Raw genomic sequence first — 24,249 nt, 5'->3', positions numbered from 1 at the left:
ACTATTCTTTTTCCCTAAAGCTGTATCAAAAACCAGTGCTGAATGTAGACCAAATAGTTTTTTTCTTAATTATTGAAATCGCATATTGTGAATAAGGTCATCCAAAATTTACAGCGTAACTTTGTGTTGCTTTATCATACCCATAAATTAAAACGTTATGAGCAAAACCTTTAGTTCAAAACGACAATAAAACTGGAACTTTGTATTTGATTAGTCAGCTTTCTGGTTCTGAAGTGTGCCATCATGAAGCACTATAATCATCTATTATTTGATTTTTATTATTTCCTAATCAGTTTTTTAAAGCAGATCTCATGCTTGATCCAACTCTCATGTTTTTATTTCTATTGTTTTTTTCTCAAATTTTGTAAGGAACAGCTTTCATATTACCATCCCCGTAATTCTTATGAACAATTTCTTTACGGCTAAAAACATCATAAAAACTTTCTTCATGAGGTAAAGCAACTTTAATGTACGGTTCTATTATTCTTTTAGGTTGTATTTTTGTATAATCAAATTCCCCATAATATTCTGGGTTTTTAATATATTTAAACTTTTGTCCTTTGTACATATTATCTGGTATTTGTCCTAAAGTGTAATAATCTTTTTTTCAAAAAACTTGAAAATAATTAATTAAAGAAGTTAGAGAAACATACTCACACAAACCCCTATCATTAGGCAAAATAAAGTCCCCGTCTTTTTTGTGTGGGTCTTCTTCAGAGATTGAAGTATACCCTAAATTATGATTAGATTTTAAATTCATAAAAAATTCATAATTTGGAACTAAATTAGAAAAAGTTGAAATTTCTTTTAAAGTTCCAAAATGATCTATTATGTCAGAATCATTTCCTTCTTTAAAAATTCTTTGGTTTAAGACATTGCCATTGTTTTCACTCTTATTTGTTAAAAGTTGACTTTCCACTTTAGCGATATTAGAAATGTTGCTTTTTTTAGCAATAGGAATAACCGGGATAATTGTTGATGAACTTGATAAAAAACTTACAAAAACTATTTTTAATAAAAAAATCATAAAAACCTCCTTGGTTTAGTTTATAATATAATTTTAGCATTTTATTTTAAAATTTAATAAATTTAAAAAACACTAAAAAATAAAAAACACTTTTTTTCAAATATTTAATAAATATTAAGTTTAGTTATGATAAAATTACTAATAGCTATTAATACCATAGACAGTAACTGGGTTTCCCCTTAATTTGTTACCGAGGATTACGTAACTATTTATTTAAAATAATAAATATAAAATAAACATATATTATGTTTAAAACGTTACCCTTGGTTCTCTTAAGTAACCAAGGGTTTTGTTTTAGTAAAATAGAACATAAAAAAGAAGGAGGTTTTTCATGACAACAACTAGACCAGCTCATACTAAAAAATCTGAAATTGTTGCAGAGATCGTTTCTAAAATTAAAAACGCTCAAGGTGTAGCAATTGCAGAATATAAACATTTAACAGTTGAACAAATGTCTCAACTTAGAAGAGAAGCTCTTAAACAAAATATTGAGGTTAAAATTTATAAAGACTCATTATTTAGAAGAGCTGCAAAAGAATTAGAACTAAGTGAATTAGATGTATATTTAACTCAACAAAACGTCTTCATATTTTCAAATGACGAAGCTATTGGCGCTGCTAAATTAGTATCAAACTTTGCTAAGAGAAATGAAAACTTAGTTTTAAAAGCAGGTATCTATGAAGGCAAAGCACTTGACACTAAAGGTGTTATTGAAATAGGTGCTTTACCATCAAAAGAAGATCTTTACTCAATGTTTGCTTCAAGTCTTATTTACCCATTACGTCAATTTATAGGTGTAGTAAATGCTGTAGCAAATACAAAATTAGAATAATACAAAATCAAATTGTATTAATAGCCAATAAATAAAATATAAAAATAAATAAGGAGACCAAAAAAATGGCAATTAAAAAAGAAGATATTATATCAGCATTAGAAGAAATGAAATTAACAGAGTTTAATGAATTAGTTAAAGCTATTGAAGAACACTTTGGTGTTGTAGCTTCAGCTGGTATTGCAGTAGCAGCTGGACCAGTTGCAGACTCAGCACCATCAGAAGTTTCAGTTTTATTAACAAGCGTTGGAACACAAAAAGTTGCAGTTATTAAAGTTGTTAAAGAAATTACTGGATTAGTATTAATGGATGCTAAAAAGTTAGTTGATTCAACTTTACCAGCAGTTATTATAGAAAATGTTAAAATTGAAGATGCAGAAGCTATGAAAGCTCAATTAGTTGAAGTTGGTGCATCAGTTGATTTTAAATAAAAAGCAACTAAAAAACCTACAAAATAAAATTAAATAACGCAAGTTGTTTTTTTGTTTTTAACTTAATAATAAGTGAAAAAAGTTTGTGGCGAGTTGAATAGTTAGTGCAAAAGTTAAAAGAATCTCAATGGAGATTTTTTTTTAATTTAAATCAGCATACAAAAAAGAACTAGAAAACCACTGAACTTTACTTTGTGTGCTTATTTAAGTTAAAAAGGAGAATTTAACTATGTTAGGGCATTATCAAAAAATAACTGGACAAGAACTATTTTCTATAGTTGGGTTAGAAATTTATATATTTATTAAATAAAACTTTAATTAAGTTACATTTAGTTTCAATGAATGAAGAAAAAATTAAAATTATTAATATAAATGAAAATGAAGAAGCTAAACAAGTTCAAAATTTAATAATATTGGCTAAAGTCGAACTTAGATTAATGAACAGAGAAAAAAAGGAAATAAAGTAATATGGCTAAAAAATGATAATGCACAAACTTTGACGATAATAAACTTGTTCATGCAGGGCCTCCTTGTGATTGTTTCAATGGATGTGGTAAATCACTTTGTTTTAACTATTGTGAAGAAGAAATGTTTGGTGGTGAAGAAGATGACTAAAAAAAGTATAAACAGTTGAAATGTTAAAATTTCAAGAACTTTAATAGATAACGATAATTGCACTGAAGGGTCAATTAGATTTTTTGTGCGTTCTAAAGATAAAGAAAATTAATTAGCTTTTAATGTTCCTAAAACAATGGTTACTGACAAAGATCAGTCAAAATCTTATGTTTGAGTTTGAATTCCTAAAAAAGCATCTAATGGCAAAGCATTCTTAACTTGAAGCTATTTATTTACTAAAGATAAAAACAGCTGGGAATTGGCAAATAAAGTCTGTATAGGTTTTAATAAGATAGTTGCATTATTAAATGAATGTTTTATTTTTACAAGAAAGTTACTTACTTCAATACAAAATGGATTAATTAAAATTTCTATAAAGCTAAAGAACAAATTCAAAAAATATTTACTTTAAAACAAAGTTTTGAAGCTAATGAAGAAATTGTAAAAAACAGTATGGCTAAAATGGATCAACTTGTTTATGGTGGTATCCAGAAATCAATAGATACCGTAAATAATGAACCTGTGCCTGATGGTGTAGTTCTTAGCGATAATAATGATATTACATGATAATTAATAAGTTTGAAAACGTTGCTGCGAATAAATAATTTAGAGAATTTATATAAATATAGTGTGTTAGGTAACTAACCTATTTTTTCATTTTCTAATTTTTATTAAAAAATCATTTTGTAGCTTATTTTCTTTATTTGACATTTTAATAAGTACTTTAATAAGAGAACTAACAAGTTGTTTAATAAAAATTTAGAAGGTATTTTAAGTTACCAAGCAGATTACTATAATGGGTGTTACACAGAAAGTAACATACATCATTTCGTTAAGTCGATTAGTAATCGTAAAAGTTATAGCTTTAAAACATTTAAAAATTTAATGGTTCTTAAAGCTGGCAAAATAAATTGCTTTAAAGTATTCGATATATGAGAACATGAAAAGAATACTGAATTTGACAACAACGTGTATAACAATAAACACATTCAATGATATTTTAAATATAAGAAAGTTATAACTCATAATACAGCCGTCAAGACAGGGGCAATAGGTTCAAATAGCGCTAAAACCAAAAATTGACCTTATAATTCTAATAAAAATTAAATACACAGTAATAAAAAATTCAAAAATATTTTTTAGTAAGAAATTAAATATTTCCTAGTTTTTGTTGTGCAATTTTTTAAAGATTTGATAAAATAAAATTAACATATGCAGATTCAAAGTTTAAAACCCCAAATTTAAAGTGAGTTTTTATTCTATTTTATCTTTTGTACCAAAACTAAAACCTGCTCAAAAGTTTGCTTTTTTATTGATAATAGTTTATAATAATTTAATCGGGTTTAGTTTAGACGTTAAGAGCTTCTGCTAATCTCAATTTTGTAATTAATATAAATTGGGAGGAACAAATGCAAATAGACTATTTTTTAGACAAACGTTTTATTAACAAAATGGATAAAGAAAATATTCAATCTGTATTGTTTCAATCACTTAATTGCAAAATAAATTTTGATCCTAAAAAATCAATACAACAAGATATTTACCTAACTAATTTTATGAAAGCTTATGAAATTAAAAAATTTGATTTAACTTACAATGATATTTTTGCAAGAAACATTATTGCATTATTATATGCTGAAAATGAAATTCAAGACTTAAGCTATTCTGAAGTTATAAAAACTATTTTTTCAATAAATAACGGCATGAAAACTAAAACAAAATTAGAAAAATTAATTTTAAATGTTATTGAAATTAATCGCTTAATAAATAAAATAGATTTTAAAATTAATGAAGAAAATTATGAACTTATTATTCATTTATTATTCAGAAATAGAGAATTGAATTTAGATAGAAAAATAAATTACTATAGAAGTGGCAAAAATACTTTAGGATTAACAATCGATATTGATCCTAAAGATATTGAATTAGAAATGCAAACAATATTTAAGTATATGTTGCAAAAACCAGAAGATAGTTTTGATGGTATAACTAAATTAATAATTATTTTTTATAGTTTATTAATTGTTGAGCCACATCAAAAGTTTAATATAATACTTAGTTTTATACTAACCAATTGGTATGTAAGACAAAATAATATATCTAGTTTAAGAAATTTAGATTTGTTTACAATATTTAATAACTGAGATTTTATAGTTAAAATTATCAATAATTCTTTAAAAGATAAGTTAAATTTTGATGAAGTATTATTGAAATCTAAACAAATTATTAAACACGGTTTTAAAACAAATTATCTTAACGAATTATTTGAACAGTGAAATGAAGAAAATAAAGTTTTGAATAAGTGAGACGTTGAAGCAAAGTTTATACTATTAAAAATAATTGGCAATGAAGAACAATCAGTTTCAAAAGAAGCAATTATAAAAGCACATTTATTTAAAAATAACTTAATTTCAAAAAATATTGAAATTGAAAAAAATATTGAAAATTTGATTAATCTAAAATTAATTAAATCTGACAAAAATAAAACACATTTTGAATTAATAGTTGAAGAACTATCAAAATTCAAAGAAATTATTAGATAAAGAAAGGCACAAATGACATACAAAATTAAAAAAATAAATCGTGGTGTTGAACGTAGAGATTATTCAAAAGTTAGTGGAAATGTAGCATTACCAAATTTGATTGAAATTCAAACAAAAAGATTTAAGTGATTTATAGAAGAAGGAATTAAAGAAGTACTTGATGAATTTTTTGAAATGACATCATCTGATGGTCTGTCTGAATTACATTTAGAAGGATGACATATTAAAGAAGCTAAAATATTGCCACAAAAAGCAAAAGAACAATCAAAAATTTATGAAGCACCAATTTATGTAGACTTACATTTAAAATTTACTAAAGTTGAAGAAATCTCAAGAGAGTTTGAAGAAATTGTTGAAAAAGATGTTAAAACAGTTTTAACAAAATGATTAATTGAAAAAACAGAATCTAAAAATGTTAAATTTTTAAAAGAAGGAAATGGGCTTTTATTTTTTGAAGTTAAATTAAAAGCCGTTGAAAAACCAGATATTGTTCAAATTAAAGTTCTTGAAGAATTAGAAAATGTAATTAATGCTGAAGTGATGTTTATGAAATGGGGACAAGTTTTTTTTGGAGATTTTCCTTTAATGACTGAATCTGGAACTTTTATTATTAATGGTTCACAAAAAGTTATTGTTTCTCAATTAGTTAGATCACCTGGTGCATATTTTAAAAATGAAATTGATTCAAAAACAGGGGAAGCAATTTATAATGGGGATATTATTCCAAGTCGTGGAACTTGATTAGAATTTGAAACTGATAAAAAGAAATCAGCTGAATCAATAAATTCCTTATTTGTTAAAATTGATAAATCAAGAAAAACTACTGCGACATCTTTATTGAAAATACTTGGTTTAACTAAAGAAACTATTTTACAAATTTTTGATAAAAATCCTTCAATTATTGAAACATTAAAACATGATAATGATACAGGTGATGCATCAGTTGATTGATCACAGCATGTTCAAGAAATTTATAAAAAAATTAGACAAGGTGAAACAGCTACTGCTGATGGTGCGTCTAAATATATCAATGGATTATTATTCGATCGTAGAAAATATGATTTAACAAAAGCAGGCAGATTTAAATTACAACAAAAATTATCAATCAAAAACCGTTTATTAAATAGAATAATTGCTGAAGATATTGTTGATTCAAAAGGCAATGTTTTAGTGGCAAAAGATACTGAAGTAACTAAAGCAAACTTTAAAGAAATTTCAGAAATTTTAAGTCAAAAAGGTGTAATGGTTTTAAAAATTGATTACAGTCCAGAAATTAATGGTTCAAATGAATTACAAATTGTAAAAGTTTATTTAGATAATAATAAAGCAGAAACTGTTTCTTTAGTTGGTATAACTTCAGATGCAAAAGAAGAACACATTACAGTTCCAGATATTATTTCAACTATTTCTTACATTTTAGGTTTAGAACATGGAATTGGTGAATATGATGATATTGATAACTTAGCAAACCGTAGGGTTAGAACTGTTGGCGAGTTATTACAAAATCAATTTAGAATGGGTCTAACTCGTATTGATAAAAATGTTAAAGAAAAACTTTCAACAAGTGATTTATACAAAGTAAAAGTTTCAACAATTATTAATGCTAAACCTTTAACAGCTGTTATTGGAGAATTTTTTAATCTTTCTCAATTGTCGCAATTTATGGATCAAATAAACCCACTGGCTGAACTTACAAATAAAAGAAGACTTACTGCTTTAGGGCCGGGTGGTTTATCTAGAGACCGCGCTAGTTTAGAAGTGCGTGACGTTCACCCTTCTCACTACGGAAGAATTTGCCCTATTGAAACACCTGAAGGACCTAATATTGGATTAATTAATAACTTGTCAACATACGCTGTTGTTGATGATTTAGGTTTTATAACCACTCCTTATTTAAGAGTTCAAAATGGAGTTATTCAAGAAGAATATGATTATTTAACAGCTGATCAAGAAAAAGACTTTGTTATTTCTCAATCAAATGTTAATAAAGATGAAAGCAATAAAATTTTTGATAAAACTGTTGTTTCACGTTATAAAGGTGATGACTATATTGCAAATATTGAAGAAGTGCAATATATTGACGTTTCGCCAAAACAAATTGTTTCAGTAGCAACATCAGCTATTCCATTTTTAGAAAATGATGATGCTAACCGTGCTCTTATGGGTGCTAATATGCAACGTCAAGCAGTGCCAACAATTGCTCCAGAAGCTCCAATAGTTGGAACTGGTATTGAATTTGAAGCTGCTCGTGATTCAGGAGTAGCTGTTGTGGCTGCTCAATCTGGAGTAGTTAAGTATGTTGATTCAACCCAAATTAATGTTGAATCAAAAGATGGTTTCAAAACTTATTCATTAGCAAATTTTGATCGCTCTAATAATGGGAGTTCAATTGTTCAAAAACCAATTGTTAAAGTTGGTGATAAAGTTAAAGCCGGTGAAATTATTGCTGATGGTCCTTCTATTGATCAAGGTGAATTAGCTATTGGTCAAAACGTTGTTGTTGCATTTACAACATATAATGGTTATAACTTTGAAGATGCTATTGTTATGTCTGAAAGAATTATCCAAGAAGATAAATTTACATCAGTGCATATTGATGAGTATGTTTTAGAAGTTAGAAACACTAAACAAGGTCTTGAAGAAATTACTTCTGAAATTCCCCAAGTAAGTGAAAATGCTAAAAAATACTTAGATAGTGAAGGTATTGTAGCGATTGGTACTGAAGTTAAAACTGGAGATATTTTAATTGGTAAAGTTACTCCAAAAGGACAAACTCAATTATCTCCAGAAGATAAATTGTTACACGCAATATTTGGCGAAAAATCAAGATCTGTGAAAGATAACTCATTAAGAGTTCCAAATGGTGGTGAAGGTATTGTTCAATCAATTAAAAGATTTAAAGCAAAATCAGTATCAAATCCTGATGGAATAGAGTTGTCAGCTGATGTGCTAGAAGTAATAAAAATTTATATAGTTCAAAAACGTAAAATCCAAGAAGGTGACAAAATGTCAGGGCGTCATGGAAACAAAGGTATTATTTCAAAAATTCTACCAGTTGAAGATATGCCTCACTTAGAAGATGGGACACCAGTTGATATTTTATTAAACCCGCAAGGATTACCATCGCGTATGAACTTTGGTCAAATATTAGAAATACATTTAGGAATGGCAGCTAAAAAATTAGGTGTTAAAATTGCAACGCCAGTATTTGAAGGTGTAAATAGTCAAGATTTAGATGAAATCATGGCTGAAGCTGGAATGGAAAACTATGGTAAAGTTACATTAATTGATGGTCAAACTGGAGAAGCTATTGATAAGCCAATTTCAGTTGGGGTTATGTATATGTTAAAACTTTCACATATGGTTGATGATAAATTACATGCAAGAAATGTTGGACCATATTCATTAATTACACAACAACCACTTGGAGGTAAAGCTCAAAATGGTGGACAACGTTTTGGAGAAATGGAAGTTTGAGCACTTGAAGCTTATGGAGCAGCTCATACTTTAAGAGAAATGTTAACTATTAAATCAGATGATTTAAAAGGTCGTACAAAAACTTATGAAGCTATTGTTAGATCAAAACCAATGCCTACACCAGGAACTCCTGAGTCATTTAATGTTCTTTCAAAAGAAATTATGGGGTTAGGTTTTGACATTTACTTGTTAGATGAAAAAGGTAATAAGCAACAAATAATTGCGTATGATGAAGTTGATTCAGACACAATGAGTGAAGAAGATTTTAAATACACATCAAATCACAAAGTTACATTTGAAGAAAATACTAACTTAGTTGAAGTTGACAGTTTGGACAACTTTGCAGATGTTGAAGAATCAGAAATAAAAGCTTCATTTGAAGAGGAGTAGAAGGAAAAATGCAAAACAAGAATAAAAAAATAATTAAAATTAACTTAGCTAGTCCTGACACTATTCGCTCATGATCACATGGTGAAGTAACAAAACCAGAAACTATTAATTACAAAACTTTAAAAGCTGAAAAAGACGGTTTGTTTGATGAGAAAATTTTTGGACCAACAAAAAACTATGAATGTTTTTGTGGAAAATTTAAAAAAGCTAACCCAATGAATAAGGGTAAGAAATGTGAAAAATGTGAAGTCGAGTTAACTGAATCAATTGTTCGTCGTGAAAGAATGGGGCATATTGAATTAGCTGAGCCTGTTACACATATTTGAATGGTAAAAGTTTCACCATCAAGAATTGCATCTTTGCTTAATTTAAAATCAAGAGAGCTAGAAGAAGTTGTTTACTTTGTTTCTCACATAGTTTTAGATGCTGGTGACTCAAAACACTTTGTTTCAAAAGAAGTTCTTGATTTAGGTGTAGCAAAATCACAAAAAACTCGAAACAAATTAAGACCCGCAATTGAAGATATCATTAAAATAATCAATGATGTAGAACACAGAGACCATTTAAAAGCAGAAAGGTTATTAGAAGAATTAAACAATACTTCTATTCCATTCTCAATTGATGAAGCTACAACTTTAATTTCTAAGTATACAAATGCTAAATTTGGAATAGGTGCTGCTGCAATTGAAGAATTATTAAAACAAATTGATTTAGAAAAAGAAATTAAAGAAATTAAATTAGTTCTTGATAAAGGAATTCAAAATGCAGACAATGCTAAATTATTAAAAAGATTAGATATTTTAGAATCATTAAAAAGATCAAATCAAAAAGCAGAGTGAATGATATTACGTGTTTTACCTGTTATACCACCTGACATTAGACCTATCATTCAATTGGATGGTGGAAGATTTACAACTAGTGAAATTAACGACTTATATCGTCGTATCATCATTAGAAATGAACGTTTAATGAAAGTTAAAGAGATGCAAGCTCCTTCAATTATTGTTAATAATGAAAAACGTATGTTGCAAGAAGCTGTTGATGCATTGTTAGATAACGAACGTAAACCAAGACCAATACAAGGTAAAGATAAAAGACCTTTAAAATCTTTAACAAGTGTTTTAAAAGGAAAACAAGGACGTTTCCGTCAAAATCTTTTGGGGAAACGTGTTGATTACTCAGGTAGATCAGTTATTGCTATTGGCCCTGATTTAAAAATGTATCAAGCTGGGCTTCCTCGTGAAATGGCATTAACATTATTTAAACCTTTTGTTATTCAATGATTACAAGAACATGAATATGCTGATAATGTAAAATTTGCTGAAAGAATGATTTCATCAAACGAACCTGAAATTTGAAAAGCTTTAGAACATGTGATAAAAGAAAGACCTATTCTTTTAAACCGTGCTCCTACATTACATAGATTAGGTATTCAAGCTTTTGAACCTAAATTAGTTAAGGGTAAAGCAATCAGATTACACCCATTAGTAACTACAGCTTTTAACGCTGACTTTGATGGAGATCAAATGGCTGTTCACGTTCCAATTACAAAAGAAGCTATTGCAGAAGCTAGAGCTTTAATGCTTGGTTCAAATGCTATTTTAGGTCCTAAAGATGGTAAAGCAATTGTTACCCCAGGGCAAGATATTATCTTAGGGAATTATTATGCGACTTTTGAAGAAAAAGGATCAGTTGGAGAAGGAACTATCTTTGCAGATGTTCAAGAAGCAATTAGATCTTATGAAAATGGAGCTGTTCAAGTCAATGCTATTATTGGTATTGCTGTTGATGGATTGCCTGCAACTAAATTTACTGATGAACAAAGAAAAAATTCATACTTATTAACTACAATGGGTAAAATATTGTTTAATCAAATTTTTGCAGATGATTTTCCATGAATTAATTCATCAGAAATTAATAACGCAAAAGAAGTTGTAAATAAATACATATTTGATTTTTCAAAAGAAATTACTAAAGTTATTGCTAAGCATGAAATTATTCCACCAATTAACAAAAAAGGACTTTCATTAATTATTGAAAAATATTTTAATACATATGGTTCAAGAAAGACAGCTGAAATGCTAGATAAAATGAAAGACTTAGGATTTAAATATTCAACTAAATCAGGGACAACTATTTCAGCTGGAGACATTGTTGTGTTTACAAATAAATATGAAGAATTTAAAGAAGCTGATAAAAAAATTAGTCAAATTAATAATTACTTCAAACAAGGTTTATTAACCCAATCAGAAAAAAAACAAAGGGTTATTAAAGTGTGATCTGATGTTAAAGATGAAATTCAAATTAAACTTGATGTTGAATTGAAAAAGGATGTTAAAAATCCAGTTTTTGTAATGTCAGATTCTGGAGCTCGTGGAACTCTTTCTAACTTTACCCAACTTGTTGGTATGCGTGGACTTATGAGTGATACTAAAGGGGACACTAAAGAAATCCCAATTAAATCATCATTCCGTGAAGGATTAACTGTTTCTGAATTCTTTATTTCAACTCATGGTGCTAGAAAAGGTATGGCTGATTTAGCACTTAAAACTGCCGATTCAGGATATTTAACAAGACGTTTAGTTGATGTTTCGCAAGAAATTGTTGTGGTTAATGAAGACTGTAAATCAAGTCATGGTTTTGATGTAAAAGCTATTGTTGATACAAAACATAATGCAGTTATTGTTACATTAAAGGATAGAATTAATGGTAGATTTACATTTAGCACCCTAAAAGATGCTAAGGGTAATGTAATTGTTGAAAAAGATACTTTGATAACTTCATCAATTGCAGATAAAATAATTGAAGCAAAAATTGAAAAGGTAATTATTAGATCAGTGTTAACTTGTGATAATAAAAAAGGTGTTTGTCAAAAATGTTATGGTAAAAATTTAGCTACAGCTGAATTAGTAAAAATTGGTGAACCAGTCGGAGTTATTGCTGCTCAATCAATTGGTGAACCTGGAACACAGCTTACTATGCGTAACTTCCACTCGGGTGGGGTAGCTGGTGATGCTGATATTACACAGGGATTACCACGTATTAAAGAATTACTTGACGTAACAACTCAAAAAGGAACTGTAGCTATTATTGCTAAAAGCGAAGGTAAAGTTGTTAAAATTGAAAACAATAACAATATTTATAAAATTCACTTAAAATACAAAAATGGAAAACAAGCTGTGGAGACAACTTTATACAATGCTGTATTAAGAGTAAAAGAGGGTGATTCAGTTACACCTGGTAAGAAATTAACAGAAGGTTCTATTAAATTACATGAACTTTTAGAAGTAGCCTCACCAACTGCAGTTGAAAACTACATATTAAAAGAAGTTCAAAAAGTTTATAGACTTCAAGGTATTGAAATTTCTGATAAGTACATTGAAATTATTATTAAACAGATGTTAAACAAAGTTAAAGTTGTTTCATCGGGTGATTCTAATTTACTTCAAGGAGAAATAATCACTAAACAGAAATTTAAAGAAATTGCTGCTGAATGTATTAGAAAAGGACATGATCTTCCAATTGTTGTTCCACAAATTCTAGGAATTAAAAAAGCGCCACTAAAATCTGAATCATGATTATCTTCAGCATCTTTCCAAGATACAGCTCGTGTTTTAACTGATGCTATTATCAAAGGAAGAGAAGATAAACTAGAAGGACTAAAAGAAAATATTATGTTAGGAAACCTAATACCTGCTGGTACAGGACTAACAGGTATTGAAGAGGTGATGAGAATTGCTGAAGAGTACCACAATAATGAATATTAAAAAATAATGAGTTTTAACGTCATTATTTTTATGAAAGTTTATAATCTATATTAAGGAGAGAAAAAATGAAAAAAACTTCAAATAAAATAGTATTAGTGGGAACAGGTGCAGTTGGTATGTCATTCATTTACTCAGCAGTTAATCAAGGAATTGCTGAAGAATACGTGCTAATTGATGTAAACACCAAAGCAGCAGAAGGTAATGCGATAGATATTCAAGATGCCATTCCAATGTTAAACCAAACATCAAAAATTAAAGCAGGAGAATATTCAGATTGTCAAGATGCAGATCTTGTTGTCATTACTGCTGGTAGACCTCAAAGACCTGGTGAAACTCGTTTAGAATTAATTGCAGATAATGCAAGAATTATGAAGGGTATAGCACAAGCTATAAAAGGTTCTGGATTTACTGGTGTTACTTTAATAGCCTCAAACCCTTGTGATGTTTTAACTTCAGTTTATCAAGAAGTAACTGGATTTGATAAACATAAAGTTTTAGGATCAGGAACTAACTTAGACTCAGCAAGATTAAAAAGATTGATTGCAAGTAAATTAGGATTAGCACCAGCTTCAGTTAACGCGTTTATTATGGGAGAACATGGTGATTCGTCACTTGCTGCATACTCTGCATCAAATGTTATGGGTAAATCAATTTCTCAAATTAAAGGTGAAAATAAAATTTCTGAAAAAGAACTTGAAGATGCATGATATCAAGCTGCTCATATGGCATATGAAATAATTGAAAGAAAAGGAGCAACATTTTATGGAATTGGTGTTTCATTAACTCAATTATCTTCAGCCATCTTAAGAGATGAAAAAACAACTTATATGATCAGTGCCAAACTTGAGGGTGAATATGGGCAATCTGGTTTTTATACAGGAGTACCTGCTGTATTATCAAGTAATGGATGAGAAAGAATTATTGAATGAAAACTTGAAGAATCTGAAATTGCAAAATTTAATGAATCATGTAATAAACTTCAAGAAGTTTACATTATTGCAAAAGAAGCAATTAAATAATTTAACTAATAAACAAATCAATTTGATTTGTTTTTTTGTTTTTTGCTTAATAAGTTATAGAGGGGAAATCTATGCAAACTTATCAAATAAACAATCAAGAAATAGAAAATTCAAACATTATTGTGAATAATTTTATAACAATATCAAATCAATCTATATTATCACCAGAAATAATATTTATTAATAGGCCTTTTCTTGTAAATAATAAGGGGTATTATAAAATGTTCATAAATTTAAATTATAATCCAAACTTTGTTAAAAAGTCAGACCTAAAAAACATTAAAAGTTTTGATAATTTAGATTTTAAATTATATGAGTCTAAAACTTTAAAAGAAATTAAGTCAAACACTAAATATTCAAAGCAAATAACAATAGATAATAACGCAGAAAACAATTTTAAAGAAATAGAGTATAATATTCCTGTAGAAATGGTAAATAATAACCTTATTTACATTAATTTTGGTAATTCTTACAAAGAAAATAGTTTTGATTTTAAAGGTAAAGGGCAAATAACAATAGATTTAAGTTCAAATGGTGGATCAGAACTTGAGCAAAATATTGTAATGTATTTGCCAAACTGAAACGAAAAAAATCAATTTTTTAAATCAGTTAATATTTTAAAAAGCTTTTCAAAAATTATTTTACAGCCATTAACCGTCAATAAATCTTATGAACATCTATTAGAAATAAATAATGAATTTTTTGACAATATACCTAAAAGAATTTTAAACAATTCAAGAGTCTCTGAAATAGTTTCGCAAGTCAAAAATAATACAATTTCCCCTTTATTCAAAGTAGGCGAAATATTGTTTTCTGACAAAAATGATTTTAAAAAAAATTACCAAGGTAGTTTAGATTTTGAATTTGAAAAAAACAATGATGGAAATTTTTATTTAAAAAGTAAAAATAAATGAGTTTTAGATGAAAGTACAAAATTAATAGAACTGAAAAAAAGCTCTAAATATGAAACTATAGTTTTTAATCCATTTAGTTGAAGTAAAGAACAAACTTTAATTTTTAAAATTGATTTATTGGGTAAAAAAATTGAATTTGAAATTCCTTTAAATACTTTTTCCAAATACTATGAATGAAATCAAAAATTTGAATTTGATTTTAAAAAGACCAGTTTTAAAAAACTTCAGCTTGACAAAATTTTCTGAAACAATATAAATTTTTTAAATAATAAAGAATTAAAAGAGGAACTTAAAAAATATGAGGTATAAAAAGTTTTTATCATTAATTTTGTCATTTTTATTAGTAAGTACATCAGTTGCTAGTCTTTATTTAGGTTTTAAAAATTTAAACTTAAATTTAGAATCTAAAAATGAAAAAGATTTTTTAATAAATAAAGTAATGTTTTCACAAAACGAGTGGACATCATTCATTAATAAAAAAGCTGAGATTGACATTCAAAATTTTGAATTATTGTTTTTAAGAAAACTTCAATCACAAGCATCAATCAACAAAATTACATTTGAATGAAATAAAACACAAGTAGTTGTTAAATTAGTGCATAAAAATAAACAGTACTCCTGATTTTATAACTTACAAAAAAAGTTTGTTATATAATAAAGTAAAAGGTGAAATTATGAATATAAACAATGAAATATTAAAAGAAATTAAAAAAAGAGGTGTTAAAGTAGCTTTAACAAAAAATACAAAATTTTTAGCTATGGGCCTTGATTCTCTTGACTTAATGGATATGATAACAGTTTTAGAAGAAAAACTTAATGTTTATGTTTCTGATGATATTTTGTTATCGATAAAAACAATTGGTGATTTAGAAATAGAAATAGAAAAACTTTTAAAAAATGCCTAAATTTATAAAAGAAGATTTTAGATATGAAGCAGTGATAAATGAATTAAAACAAAACAAAATAAAACTTACAGATATACGTATTAAAATCATTAAAGTTTTATTAAAAAATAATCATTTAAGTACACAAGAAATTATTGAAGAGCTTCAAAAAAATAATAAATCTATTAATGCTATGAGTGTTTACAATACAATGGACCTATTTTTAAAGAAACATATAATTTTTTCTAATACTTTTGATGGAAAAAATATAGGTTATGAGTTGCCCTCTTTAAAATCTATACATATAAAGTGTGATAGTTGTTATAGTGTTGATCATGTTTCAGAAGAAATAGAAAAACTTTGAGATATTAAAAACTTTGAGCCATTAGTAGATAATAAAAATACAAAAATTGAACATGTCAAAATTGAAATTCATGTAACTTGCAAAAATTGCCGTTTAAATAGTAATTAAGTTAATTTGTAATTGAAAAAAGTATCTTTTTAAAATATAATTAAATAAGTGAGTTTTTTATTAGGGGCATAGTTCAGTTGGCAGAACATTGGTCTTCAACACCAAGTGTCGCGAGTTCGAGTCTTGCTGCCCCTGCCATTCACAAGCAAGCACCAAATCGGTGTTTTTTTATTAGGGGCATAGTTCAGTTGGTAGAACATTGGTCTCCAAAACCAAGTGTCGCGAGTTCGAGTCTTGCTGCCTCTGCCATTAAGTAAAAAAAATCGTTCCAAGAACGATTTTTTATTTTCTAAAAACTAAAAAAGCTAAACTTTCAACACCACCGTGAACTAAAAAAATGTTAGGCATTAATTCTTCTTCAAATTTAATTTTTCTATTATTAAATTCATTTCTAATTAAATCTATAGTTTTGTTTTTAGCTAATTCGCTTCTTGCAAATACAATTTTAAAATTAGATCCAAACTCTTTAAGATATATTTCTGAAATTTTTTCAGCTACAGAGCTATATGTTCTAAAAACACCTTCTTTTGTAGGTTTGCTATTTCATCGCATAACAACTTTTACTTTTAAAAAAGATAATACAGACACTAACATTGATTTTGCTCTACCACTATTAGCCATTCTTTTCAAGTCTCCTGGAATGAAAATTGTCATACAATTTTCATATCAGTCATCAAGAAAAGCCTTAACTTCTTTAAGATTTTTTATTTTAGAACTTTTCAGCTTTTCACTTAATCTTAAAACTGCTCTTTCGACAACTTGAGCAGCCATTTTTTCATTAAAATAAATTGTCACTTTTCCTTCAAATTTTTCATCATTTGCTACCATAAGAGATGTTTGAAACATACTTGAAAGATTGTTAGCTAGAGGTATATGTATTATATGATCATATTTTTTTAACATTTCATCATATTTCTTTTCAACTTCACCAGGACTAGCTTGACTTGTTTTGGCTTCACCATCATCATTTAATAACTTTAAAACTTCATATTTTTTAAAATTTTCAATGTTATCTAAAAAATCTTTATCATTTGCCAAATTTATATGTAGAGGAAGGACTTCAACACAAGTTCCTTCAAAAATTTTAGGGTCATAAACTGACGAACTATCAATTAAAATTCCAATTTTCATTATATTTCTCCTTTATATGCTAATAGCGCAATTGTTCCTTCTCCTGTATGCGCTGCAATTACAGGAGATAACTCTGATGAAATATTAATTTCAAAACCTTTTGTGCTAATCAAATATTTTAAATCTTCTAATTCTTCTATGCTCATTCTTGAATAAGATATGTTAATAAGCTTAATATTTTTAATTTCGTTTTTTATTAAATCTAAAGCTTCATTTATTGCTTTTTTGCGTGTCCTTGCAACTTTTTCTTTATCAATAATTCCGTTATATCTCAATATTGGAACAATTTTCAACATCTTAGCTAAACTAGCAGCAGCTGGTGAAATACGACCGCCTCTTTTTAATGTGTTTAAATTTCTTGGGATAATAAATCCAATTAGCTGTTCGCTTCTTTTTTTAACCAATTCGACTATTTCAAAACCAGTTTTCTTTTGTGCTATTCAAAAAGCAACATTTTCAACAATTTCTTGCATAGCTATACTTACAGCGTTTGTATCACAAACAAATACTTTATCTTTGTAATTTTCTTCACTTTCACTAAAAAATCTAAAAGTGTTAAATTGCCCACTAAGGCCTTTTGAAATTGGTAAGAAAATAACTTGATCATATTCTTTTAACAACTTATCTCACATTTCCATCATTAATCCTGGTGTAGTTTGTGCAGTTTTTAAATGTTGTGATTCTAACATTTTATAAAATTTATCTTTATCAAAGTTTTCATCACACAAATGCGTTGTGCCATCATCTTCAACTATTAGAAGAGGCACCAAATAAAGGTCTTTTATTTTACTTATATCTCCATCATATGAAGAATCAGTAAGAATCGCTATTTTCATATTTCTCCTATCTAAAATCAAAATTTGTTAATATAATTATATAATATAAATACCAAATAAAGTAAAGGCGGCGCTAAATGATTCAAAAATGTGGAATGTTTTATAATAAACAATTTAACACCTTAATGGTCTGTATGAAAAATGAAAAACATAACCAAATACAAACTACAAAAAATTTATCAATTTTAAAAAAAGATGGAGTTATAGTTGGTTTTAATATTTTAGATGTCGAAATTAAAATAAATAAAAGTTTTATTACCTCAACAGATACTGAAATTATTGAATTTGTTAATAAAAAAATTAATTTAGAATGCAAATTAACGTTGAATAATCAATTTGTTATTGGGCAAATTGATTATTGTGAGTCAATTCCACAAACACATTTAAATGCTTGCAAGGTTAATATTGGAGAAGGTCTAAATTTAAATGTTGTTTGCGGAGCTTCTAATGCCAGAGAGGGGATTTTTGTTATTGTTTGTTTGCCTGGATCATGATTACCTGATGGAAAATTAATTGTAAATGGTAAGTTACGTGGTTATGAATCTAACGGCATGCTATGTAGCGCAGCAGAATTAAAATTAGAGGGTTTTAATAATAATGGAATAGTAGAATTAGATAGTTATTATCAAAACAAAGTTGGTTTTGATTTTTGAAGGGTTAATGATGAAAAAAATTAGTTTTGATAAAAAAATTAAAGAAGGTTTTTACATAGCAGACTATTTTAAAAAAACTCAAAAAATATTATCTGAACAAAAAATTGAGCAAAATGTAACTATGCAGTTTTTTCAAAGAAAAGATAATGTTGTTCTTTGTGGAATTGAAGAAGTTTTACAGCTTCTTCAATTTGCTTGCCCAAATTTTAAAGAATTAAAAATTTGAGGCTTAAAAGATGGAGATATAATAAGTAATCAAGAACCGGTTTTAAAAATTGAAGGTAAATATATTGATTATGGTTGATTAGAAGGAATGATTGATGGAATTTTAGCTAGAAATTCATCAATATCTACAAATTCTGCATCCATAGTTTTAGCTTCAAATGGGAAACCAATTTTAAATATGATGGATAGAGCAGATTCTTATCAGACACTAGCCACAGATGGTTATGCATCTTATGTTGGTGGAATCAGAATGTTTGTAACTGAAGCTGCTGTTAGTTTGATTGATGATGAAAATGTGAAAAAACCATCAGGTACAATGCCTCATGCTTTGATACAATCTTTTGAAGGAGATATTATAAAAGCAACTCAGGCATTTTATGATACATTTCCTGAAAATAATTTATTATCATTAATAGATTACAATAATGATTGTGTAAATGACGCTGTAAAAGTAGCAAATTATTTTAAAGAAAAATTATGAGCAGTTAGAATTGATACATCTGCAAATTTAATAGATAAATTTCTTGAAAGAAATAAAAATAATTATCCAAGTGATGCAAATTTAAATGGTGTTAATCATTATTTGATTAAAGAAGTTAGAAATGCCCTTGATAAAAATGGTCACAAACACGTCAAGATTATTGTTTCATCAGGTTTAACTGTGGATAAAATAAAAGAATTTGAGGAAAACAAAACACCTGTTGACATTTATGGAGTTGGTGCAATGTTAGCTAAAATAAATATTAGTTTCACAGGCGATGCTGTTTTAATAAATGGTAAAAAAGAAGCTAAATTTGGAAGAGAAAACATTGAGTCTAATAGGTTAATTAGATTTCAATAAAGGGGATAAACATGAGTATATTAAAAGAATTGCAATGAAGAGGATTGATAAAACAAATAACAAATGAAGAAAGACTATTAAAAGCTGAAAAAAATCATTCCGCAGTTTATTGCGGTTTTGATCCAACAGCTGATTCTTTACATGTTGGCCACCTAATGATGATAATAATGCTAAAAAGGTTTTCAGATTTTGGTTTTAAAGCAATAGCTTTAGTTGGCGGTGGAACTGGTATGATAGGTGACCCATCATTTAAATCTGATGAAAGACAACTTCAAACAAATGAACAATTATTGAAAAACTTTAATAGTATTGAAAAACAATTAAAATCAATTATTAAAGGTGTTGAGTTTAAAAACAACAAAGACTGATTAGGAAAATTTTCAATGATTGACTTTTTACGTGAAGTTGGAAAAGATTTTAATATAAGTTATTTACTAAACAAAGAATCAATTGCAACTAGAATAAGTACAGGATTATCATTTACTGAGTTTTCTTACACAATGCTACAAGCTTATGATTTTTATCATTTGTATATAAATGATGATTGCAAGGTTCAACTTGGTGGAAGTGATCAATGAGGTAACTTAACAAGTGGTACTGATTATATATCTTCAAAAGTGGGGTCAGACAAAACCGAAGCTGTTGGAGTTACAATACCTTTATTACTAAAAGCAGACGGGACTAAGTTTGGGAAAACATCCTCTGGGGCAATTTGGCTAGATGAAAATAAAACAAGTGTTTATAATTTTTACCAATTTTGATTGAATCAAACAGATGAAGATTCACAAAATTTTATTAAGTTTTTAACTTTTTACAATGAAAATGAAATAAAGAAATTAATTGAAACCCACAAAAATGAACCTAAAAATAGACATGTGCAAAAAGCTCTAGCTGAAAGTTTGACTAATTTTGTGCATGGACAGGAAAAATTAGACCAAGCTAAATTATTAACTGAAGGCTTTTTTAAAGGAAACATTTTTGATTTGGATAAAAACTTAATTGAATTAGCAATTAAATCAATGAACTCGATAGAAGTTAAAAAAAATGAATCTCTTGCAGATTCGCTTATTAAAGTTAAAGCAGTTCAATCAAAAAGAGAGTTGCGAGAGTTTATTGCTTCAAAAGCAATAAGCTATAATAACGTTGTTCTTGTTAAAGAAGATCTTTTAATAGCTGATATTAATCCTATATTCGAAAATAAAATTATAATCAAAAAAGGCAAAAAAAGTTATTTTGTTTTAACAATAATATAACAAAAATATTTTTTCCAAATAAATTATTGTTTTTTGGAATTATTTATTTATAATAATAGATAGGTATACATTGTATACCGCTTTACAGAAAACTGAAAAGCTCAAATTTAAAAAACATTATTACACTTTTACTATCAAATTAACATTTTATTTTTTCTCTCAATCAAAAAAAACAAAAAAGAGCTCGAAAGAGCTCTTTTTAATTTTGTTTAATCAAATTATTTAATTAAACGGTTGTATCATTCAACAATTAAAGCATCATTGATTTCAGCATTTAATTCTTGACGTTCTGGTAATCTTGAGAATTCACCTTTAACTGCGTTTTTGTCAACTTTAACAAATTCTACAGTTGATGCGTTGTTTTGTAATGCTTCAGAAACTTTTTCATTTTTCTTTGTAGCTTCTTTAACTTCAACTTTATCTCCAGGTTTTAATTGGTATGAAGGAATATCAATTTTTTTGCTATTAACTAAAATATGTCCATGATTAACTAATTGTCTTGCGGCTTGTCTTGTCATTGCAAAACCAAGTCTATAAACAATATTGTCTAATCTTGATTCTAGTAAAACTAAGAAGTTAGTACCAAGAATCCCTCCATGAACTTTTTTTGCTCTAGCAAATGTGTTTCTAAATTGCCTTTCAGTCATACCATACATGAATTTAACTTTTTGTTTTTCTTGCAATTGAGCACCATAACCAGAAATCTTTAAACGGGTTTTATCTTTTCCGTGTTGTCCTGGTGTAGTAACTCTTTTTTTACCTTTGCTAAATTCTTTACCGTTTTCAAGAATTGAAAAACCATATCTTCTTGCTTTTTTAAATGTTGATCCTGTATATCTTGACATACTTTCTCCTTTTTAAAAATGTAAGCGTTATTAAAAATAATCTTTAATAAATTCCCCACTAACCAGTTTAACGATTCGCCCTTACTGCAAAGAGTTACTTTTTTAATTGTTGTTAAACAGAATTTAGTGAATATTCATTATGCAGAATATAAACAATAACTTTAAATATTATAAACATTTTTTGTTCAATTTGATGCTTTTATGTATTTTTATGTATTTTTATAGTTTTTAAGACTCTGAAAAATAACAAAAATTGATATAATTTAAATAAATAAAAACTAAAGAAAGATGAAGGTAGAAACTAAATGAATTTAAAATCAGAAAATCTAACAATAAATACATTAAGTTTAGTTTTGATCGTCATTTCTTTAATAGGTATGTCAATAACTCTAGCTTGGTTCATAATTTACAAAAAAACAATAGAATATACTTATAAAAACTCTCAAACTTTAGAAAAAATAGATTACATTCCTGTTACTAAGTGATTGGTTAGTGTCAATACAGTTGCTACTAAAAATAGAACTAATAAAAATATTGAAGATAGTTTTAATATATTATTTAGAAATTATTATGAAATGTACGGGGAAAGGTTTATATCTTTATGTAAGCAAACAACATTATTTTTAGATTCAAATTCAAGCAGATCATGGCCTCTTTTTTCGAACTTTTTAAAAGCAAAAGATTTGAATTCAAAAATAGAATTATTGAATTTGGATGCAAAAGAAACAGTATTAAATGCTCAAGAAATTTTAGAACTTCAAACTATAACTAGAAATTGATTTGTAAAAATAAATGATATGGCAAACACTATAGTTGAAATCTTGAATGATAAAAATCAAAAAAAAGATGCAAAATCTGCAGAAATATGAAGAGTGCAATCTTTAAAAGAAAGTAAATTATATTCTTTAAAAATAGGTTTGAGTAATTCTTTATCTTTCATAAAAGCAGCTAAATATTCAAATGCTGTTGAAAATTTAAAAGCAGTTAGCTCTCTTCTTGGAGAAATAACACAGTTTATTGATAGCACAGATAAAATAATAAACATGGTAGATCACGAAATAAGAGAAAGATTACAAAAAATATTAAACGAGATTCAGTCTATAAACTTAAGTAATAAAGAAAAAGAGAAAAATTTAAATGCTTTTATTGCTTTAGAAAATTCTTATATAAATTTCATAAAAAATGCAAAAATTGATATCTACTCGTTAAAAATAGATGAAGCTTATAAGCGTTGCTTTAGAATGATAGAACAAATCAAAAAACATGAGTCTAATCTTCAATACGAAATGTTGATCAAAAACTTTATAAAATCAAACTATTCACACTTAGAAAATGTTTTTAACCAATGTAACTCTGATATCTTGAAAAGCATTGAAATGGTCGATTTCAATGCTAAATTCGGTATAAAAATAGTTCAACAAAAAAGAAAAATTGATTCAATTAAAAGAAGTTTTGAAAATATAAGAAATAAAGCACTTGATATATTCACAGAACCAGTTAAGTCAAAAGAACAACAGTATGCAACAAATCATAAGAAAAAAGGTCAGGAAATAAAGGAAATATATGAAAACTCAAAAATTATTCTTAATGAACTAGTTGCTATACGAATATCAATGAAAAGCTTAGATGATTTCAAAATTGAATTAGAGTCAAAAATAATTAGCTTTAAAAAAATGCTTTTAGCAACAGAGCTCATTTTGGCTAAAAACCCAAAAATAGATGAATTGAAACGTTTTACCCCTTTTATTCAAACTTATTTTTCTAAACTTCAGGAATGTGAAAATATTTTAAAAAATGATAATGAAGTTTTTGCTTCTCAAAAAAATATAGATGATTTTTCAGAAATACTAGATGAATACAATTCAACAATCGCTAAAACAAAAACTGAAATGGCACAGTGAGTTTATATTGCAAAATTAGCTGAAATGTCATTAGCTTATTCTGCAAGATTTAGCGGCATAAAATCTTTTGATGAAGAAATAGAAAAATCTATTCAAGCATTCGAAGCTGCAAAGTACAAGGAATGTTTGAATAAAAATATTGCATTCTTAAGAAATATTAAACAAAAAAATAAAACCGCAATAGCATATTAGA

19 protein-coding genes, 2 tRNA genes and 1 other annotated feature are annotated in these 24,249 nt (G+C 27.2%); of the genes, 17 read left to right on the top strand and 4 right to left on the bottom strand.

Annotation, left to right across the window (positions count from 1 at the left end; translation table 4 throughout):
* Nucleotide 1: 1 nt before the first annotated feature.
* Complete coding sequence (locus EELLY_RS02085) at nt 2–1,027, bottom strand: putative cysteine peptidase (RefSeq protein WP_104205818.1); 1,026 nt, start codon at nt 1,025–1,027, stop codon at nt 2–4.
* A gap of 136 nt (nt 1,028–1,163) precedes the next feature.
* Nucleotides 1,164–1,329: a sequence feature (ribosomal protein L10 leader region), on the top strand.
* 29 nt (nt 1,330–1,358) lie between these two features.
* On the opposite strand from EELLY_RS02085, the gene rplJ reads away from it, so the two are divergent.
* The 13 genes from rplJ (at nt 1,359) to EELLY_RS02015 (ending at nt 16,620) form a co-directional block, all read left to right on the top strand.
* Nucleotides 1,359–1,859, top strand: a complete 501-nt coding sequence (gene rplJ, locus EELLY_RS02080; RefSeq protein ID WP_104205817.1) for a 50S ribosomal protein L10 — start codon at nt 1,359–1,361, stop codon at nt 1,857–1,859.
* A 65-nt stretch (nt 1,860–1,924) separates the two neighbouring features.
* Nucleotides 1,925–2,290: a 50S ribosomal protein L7/L12 gene (rplL, locus tag EELLY_RS02075; RefSeq protein ID WP_104205816.1), complete on the top strand. Its 366-nt coding sequence runs from the start codon at nt 1,925–1,927 to the stop codon at nt 2,288–2,290.
* A gap of 338 nt (nt 2,291–2,628) precedes the next feature.
* Complete coding sequence (locus EELLY_RS04345) at nt 2,629–2,757, top strand: hypothetical protein (RefSeq protein ID WP_281253991.1); 129 nt, start codon at nt 2,629–2,631, stop codon at nt 2,755–2,757.
* Between the two features lie 1,557 nt (nt 2,758–4,314).
* Nucleotides 4,315–5,448: a hypothetical protein gene (locus EELLY_RS02060; protein ID WP_104205813.1), complete on the top strand. Its 1,134-nt coding sequence runs from the start codon at nt 4,315–4,317 to the stop codon at nt 5,446–5,448.
* Nucleotides 5,449–5,460: 12 nt separating this feature from the next.
* Nucleotides 5,461–9,315, top strand: a complete 3,855-nt coding sequence (gene rpoB / locus EELLY_RS02055) for a DNA-directed RNA polymerase subunit beta (protein WP_104205812.1) — start codon at nt 5,461–5,463, stop codon at nt 9,313–9,315.
* Between the two features lie 8 nt (nt 9,316–9,323).
* Entirely contained in the window at nt 9,324–13,082 is a 3,759-nt protein-coding gene (gene rpoC / locus EELLY_RS02050; protein ID WP_104205811.1) for a DNA-directed RNA polymerase subunit beta', read from the top strand.
* A gap of 65 nt (nt 13,083–13,147) precedes the next feature.
* Nucleotides 13,148–14,101 carry an L-lactate dehydrogenase gene (locus EELLY_RS02045; protein WP_104205810.1) on the top strand — a complete coding sequence of 318 codons (954 nt, stop codon included), beginning with the start codon at nt 13,148–13,150 and terminating at the stop codon, nt 14,099–14,101.
* 71 nt (nt 14,102–14,172) lie between these two features.
* The gene (locus tag EELLY_RS02040) at nt 14,173–15,324 is read left to right on the top strand and encodes a hypothetical protein (protein ID WP_104205809.1); all 1,152 of its coding nucleotides are present in this window, start codon (nt 14,173–14,175) and stop codon (nt 15,322–15,324) included.
* A complete protein-coding gene (locus tag EELLY_RS02035; RefSeq protein WP_104205808.1) occupies nt 15,314–15,670 on the top strand; it encodes a hypothetical protein in 357 nt (118 codons plus the stop codon). Before EELLY_RS02040 ends, EELLY_RS02035 begins: the two co-directional genes overlap by 11 nt.
* Before the next feature lie 19 nt (nt 15,671–15,689).
* A complete protein-coding gene (locus EELLY_RS02030; protein ID WP_104205807.1) occupies nt 15,690–15,920 on the top strand; it encodes an acyl carrier protein in 231 nt (76 codons plus the stop codon).
* Nucleotides 15,913–16,371, top strand: a complete 459-nt coding sequence (locus EELLY_RS02025) for a Fur family transcriptional regulator (protein ID WP_104205806.1) — start codon at nt 15,913–15,915, stop codon at nt 16,369–16,371. The genes EELLY_RS02030 and EELLY_RS02025 overlap by 8 nt, the downstream gene beginning before the upstream one ends.
* Before the next feature lie 62 nt (nt 16,372–16,433).
* Nucleotides 16,434–16,509: transfer RNA gene (locus EELLY_RS02020), tRNA-Trp, on the top strand.
* Between the two features lie 35 nt (nt 16,510–16,544).
* Nucleotides 16,545–16,620, top strand: a tRNA-Trp gene (locus tag EELLY_RS02015).
* Between the two features lie 33 nt (nt 16,621–16,653).
* Here EELLY_RS02015 and EELLY_RS02010 read toward each other — a convergent pair.
* On the bottom strand, nt 16,654–17,502 hold the full coding sequence (locus EELLY_RS02010) for a DegV family protein (RefSeq protein ID WP_104205805.1): 849 nt from the start codon (nt 17,500–17,502) through the stop codon (nt 16,654–16,656).
* Nucleotides 17,502–18,338: a DegV family protein gene (locus EELLY_RS02005; protein WP_104205804.1), complete on the bottom strand. Its 837-nt coding sequence runs from the start codon at nt 18,336–18,338 to the stop codon at nt 17,502–17,504. Before EELLY_RS02005 ends, EELLY_RS02010 begins: the two co-directional genes overlap by 1 nt.
* Nucleotides 18,339–18,415: 77 nt before the next feature.
* Between EELLY_RS02005 and ytpR the strand changes: the two genes are divergently transcribed.
* From ytpR to tyrS, 3 genes are read left to right on the top strand one after another with little or no spacing between them, the layout of a single operon-like run.
* The gene (gene ytpR / locus EELLY_RS02000) at nt 18,416–19,015 is read left to right on the top strand and encodes a YtpR family tRNA-binding protein (protein ID WP_104205803.1); all 600 of its coding nucleotides are present in this window, start codon (nt 18,416–18,418) and stop codon (nt 19,013–19,015) included.
* The gene (locus tag EELLY_RS01995; RefSeq protein WP_104205802.1) at nt 19,002–20,057 is read left to right on the top strand and encodes a nicotinate phosphoribosyltransferase; all 1,056 of its coding nucleotides are present in this window, start codon (nt 19,002–19,004) and stop codon (nt 20,055–20,057) included. The genes ytpR and EELLY_RS01995 overlap by 14 nt, the downstream gene beginning before the upstream one ends.
* An 11-nt stretch (nt 20,058–20,068) precedes the next feature.
* Nucleotides 20,069–21,310, top strand: a complete 1,242-nt coding sequence (gene tyrS, locus EELLY_RS01990; RefSeq protein ID WP_104205801.1) for a tyrosine--tRNA ligase — start codon at nt 20,069–20,071, stop codon at nt 21,308–21,310.
* Between the two features lie 218 nt (nt 21,311–21,528).
* Here the strand turns inward: tyrS and rpsD are convergent, their stop codons facing one another.
* On the bottom strand, nt 21,529–22,155 hold the full coding sequence (rpsD, locus tag EELLY_RS01985; protein WP_104205800.1) for a 30S ribosomal protein S4: 627 nt from the start codon (nt 22,153–22,155) through the stop codon (nt 21,529–21,531).
* Between the two features lie 305 nt (nt 22,156–22,460).
* Between rpsD and EELLY_RS01980 the strand changes: the two genes are divergently transcribed.
* Nucleotides 22,461–24,248, top strand: coding sequence for a hypothetical protein (locus EELLY_RS01980; RefSeq protein ID WP_104205799.1), 1,788 nt, complete (start codon nt 22,461–22,463; stop codon nt 24,246–24,248).
* Nucleotide 24,249 lies beyond the last annotated feature (1 nt).

It is taken from the genome of Entomoplasma ellychniae (assembly GCF_002930155.1).
In the GTDB taxonomy this organism is placed as follows: domain Bacteria; phylum Bacillota_I; class Bacilli_A; order Mycoplasmatales; family Mycoplasmataceae; genus Entomoplasma; species Entomoplasma ellychniae.
This window is presented reverse-complemented; position numbering and strand designations above follow the sequence as displayed.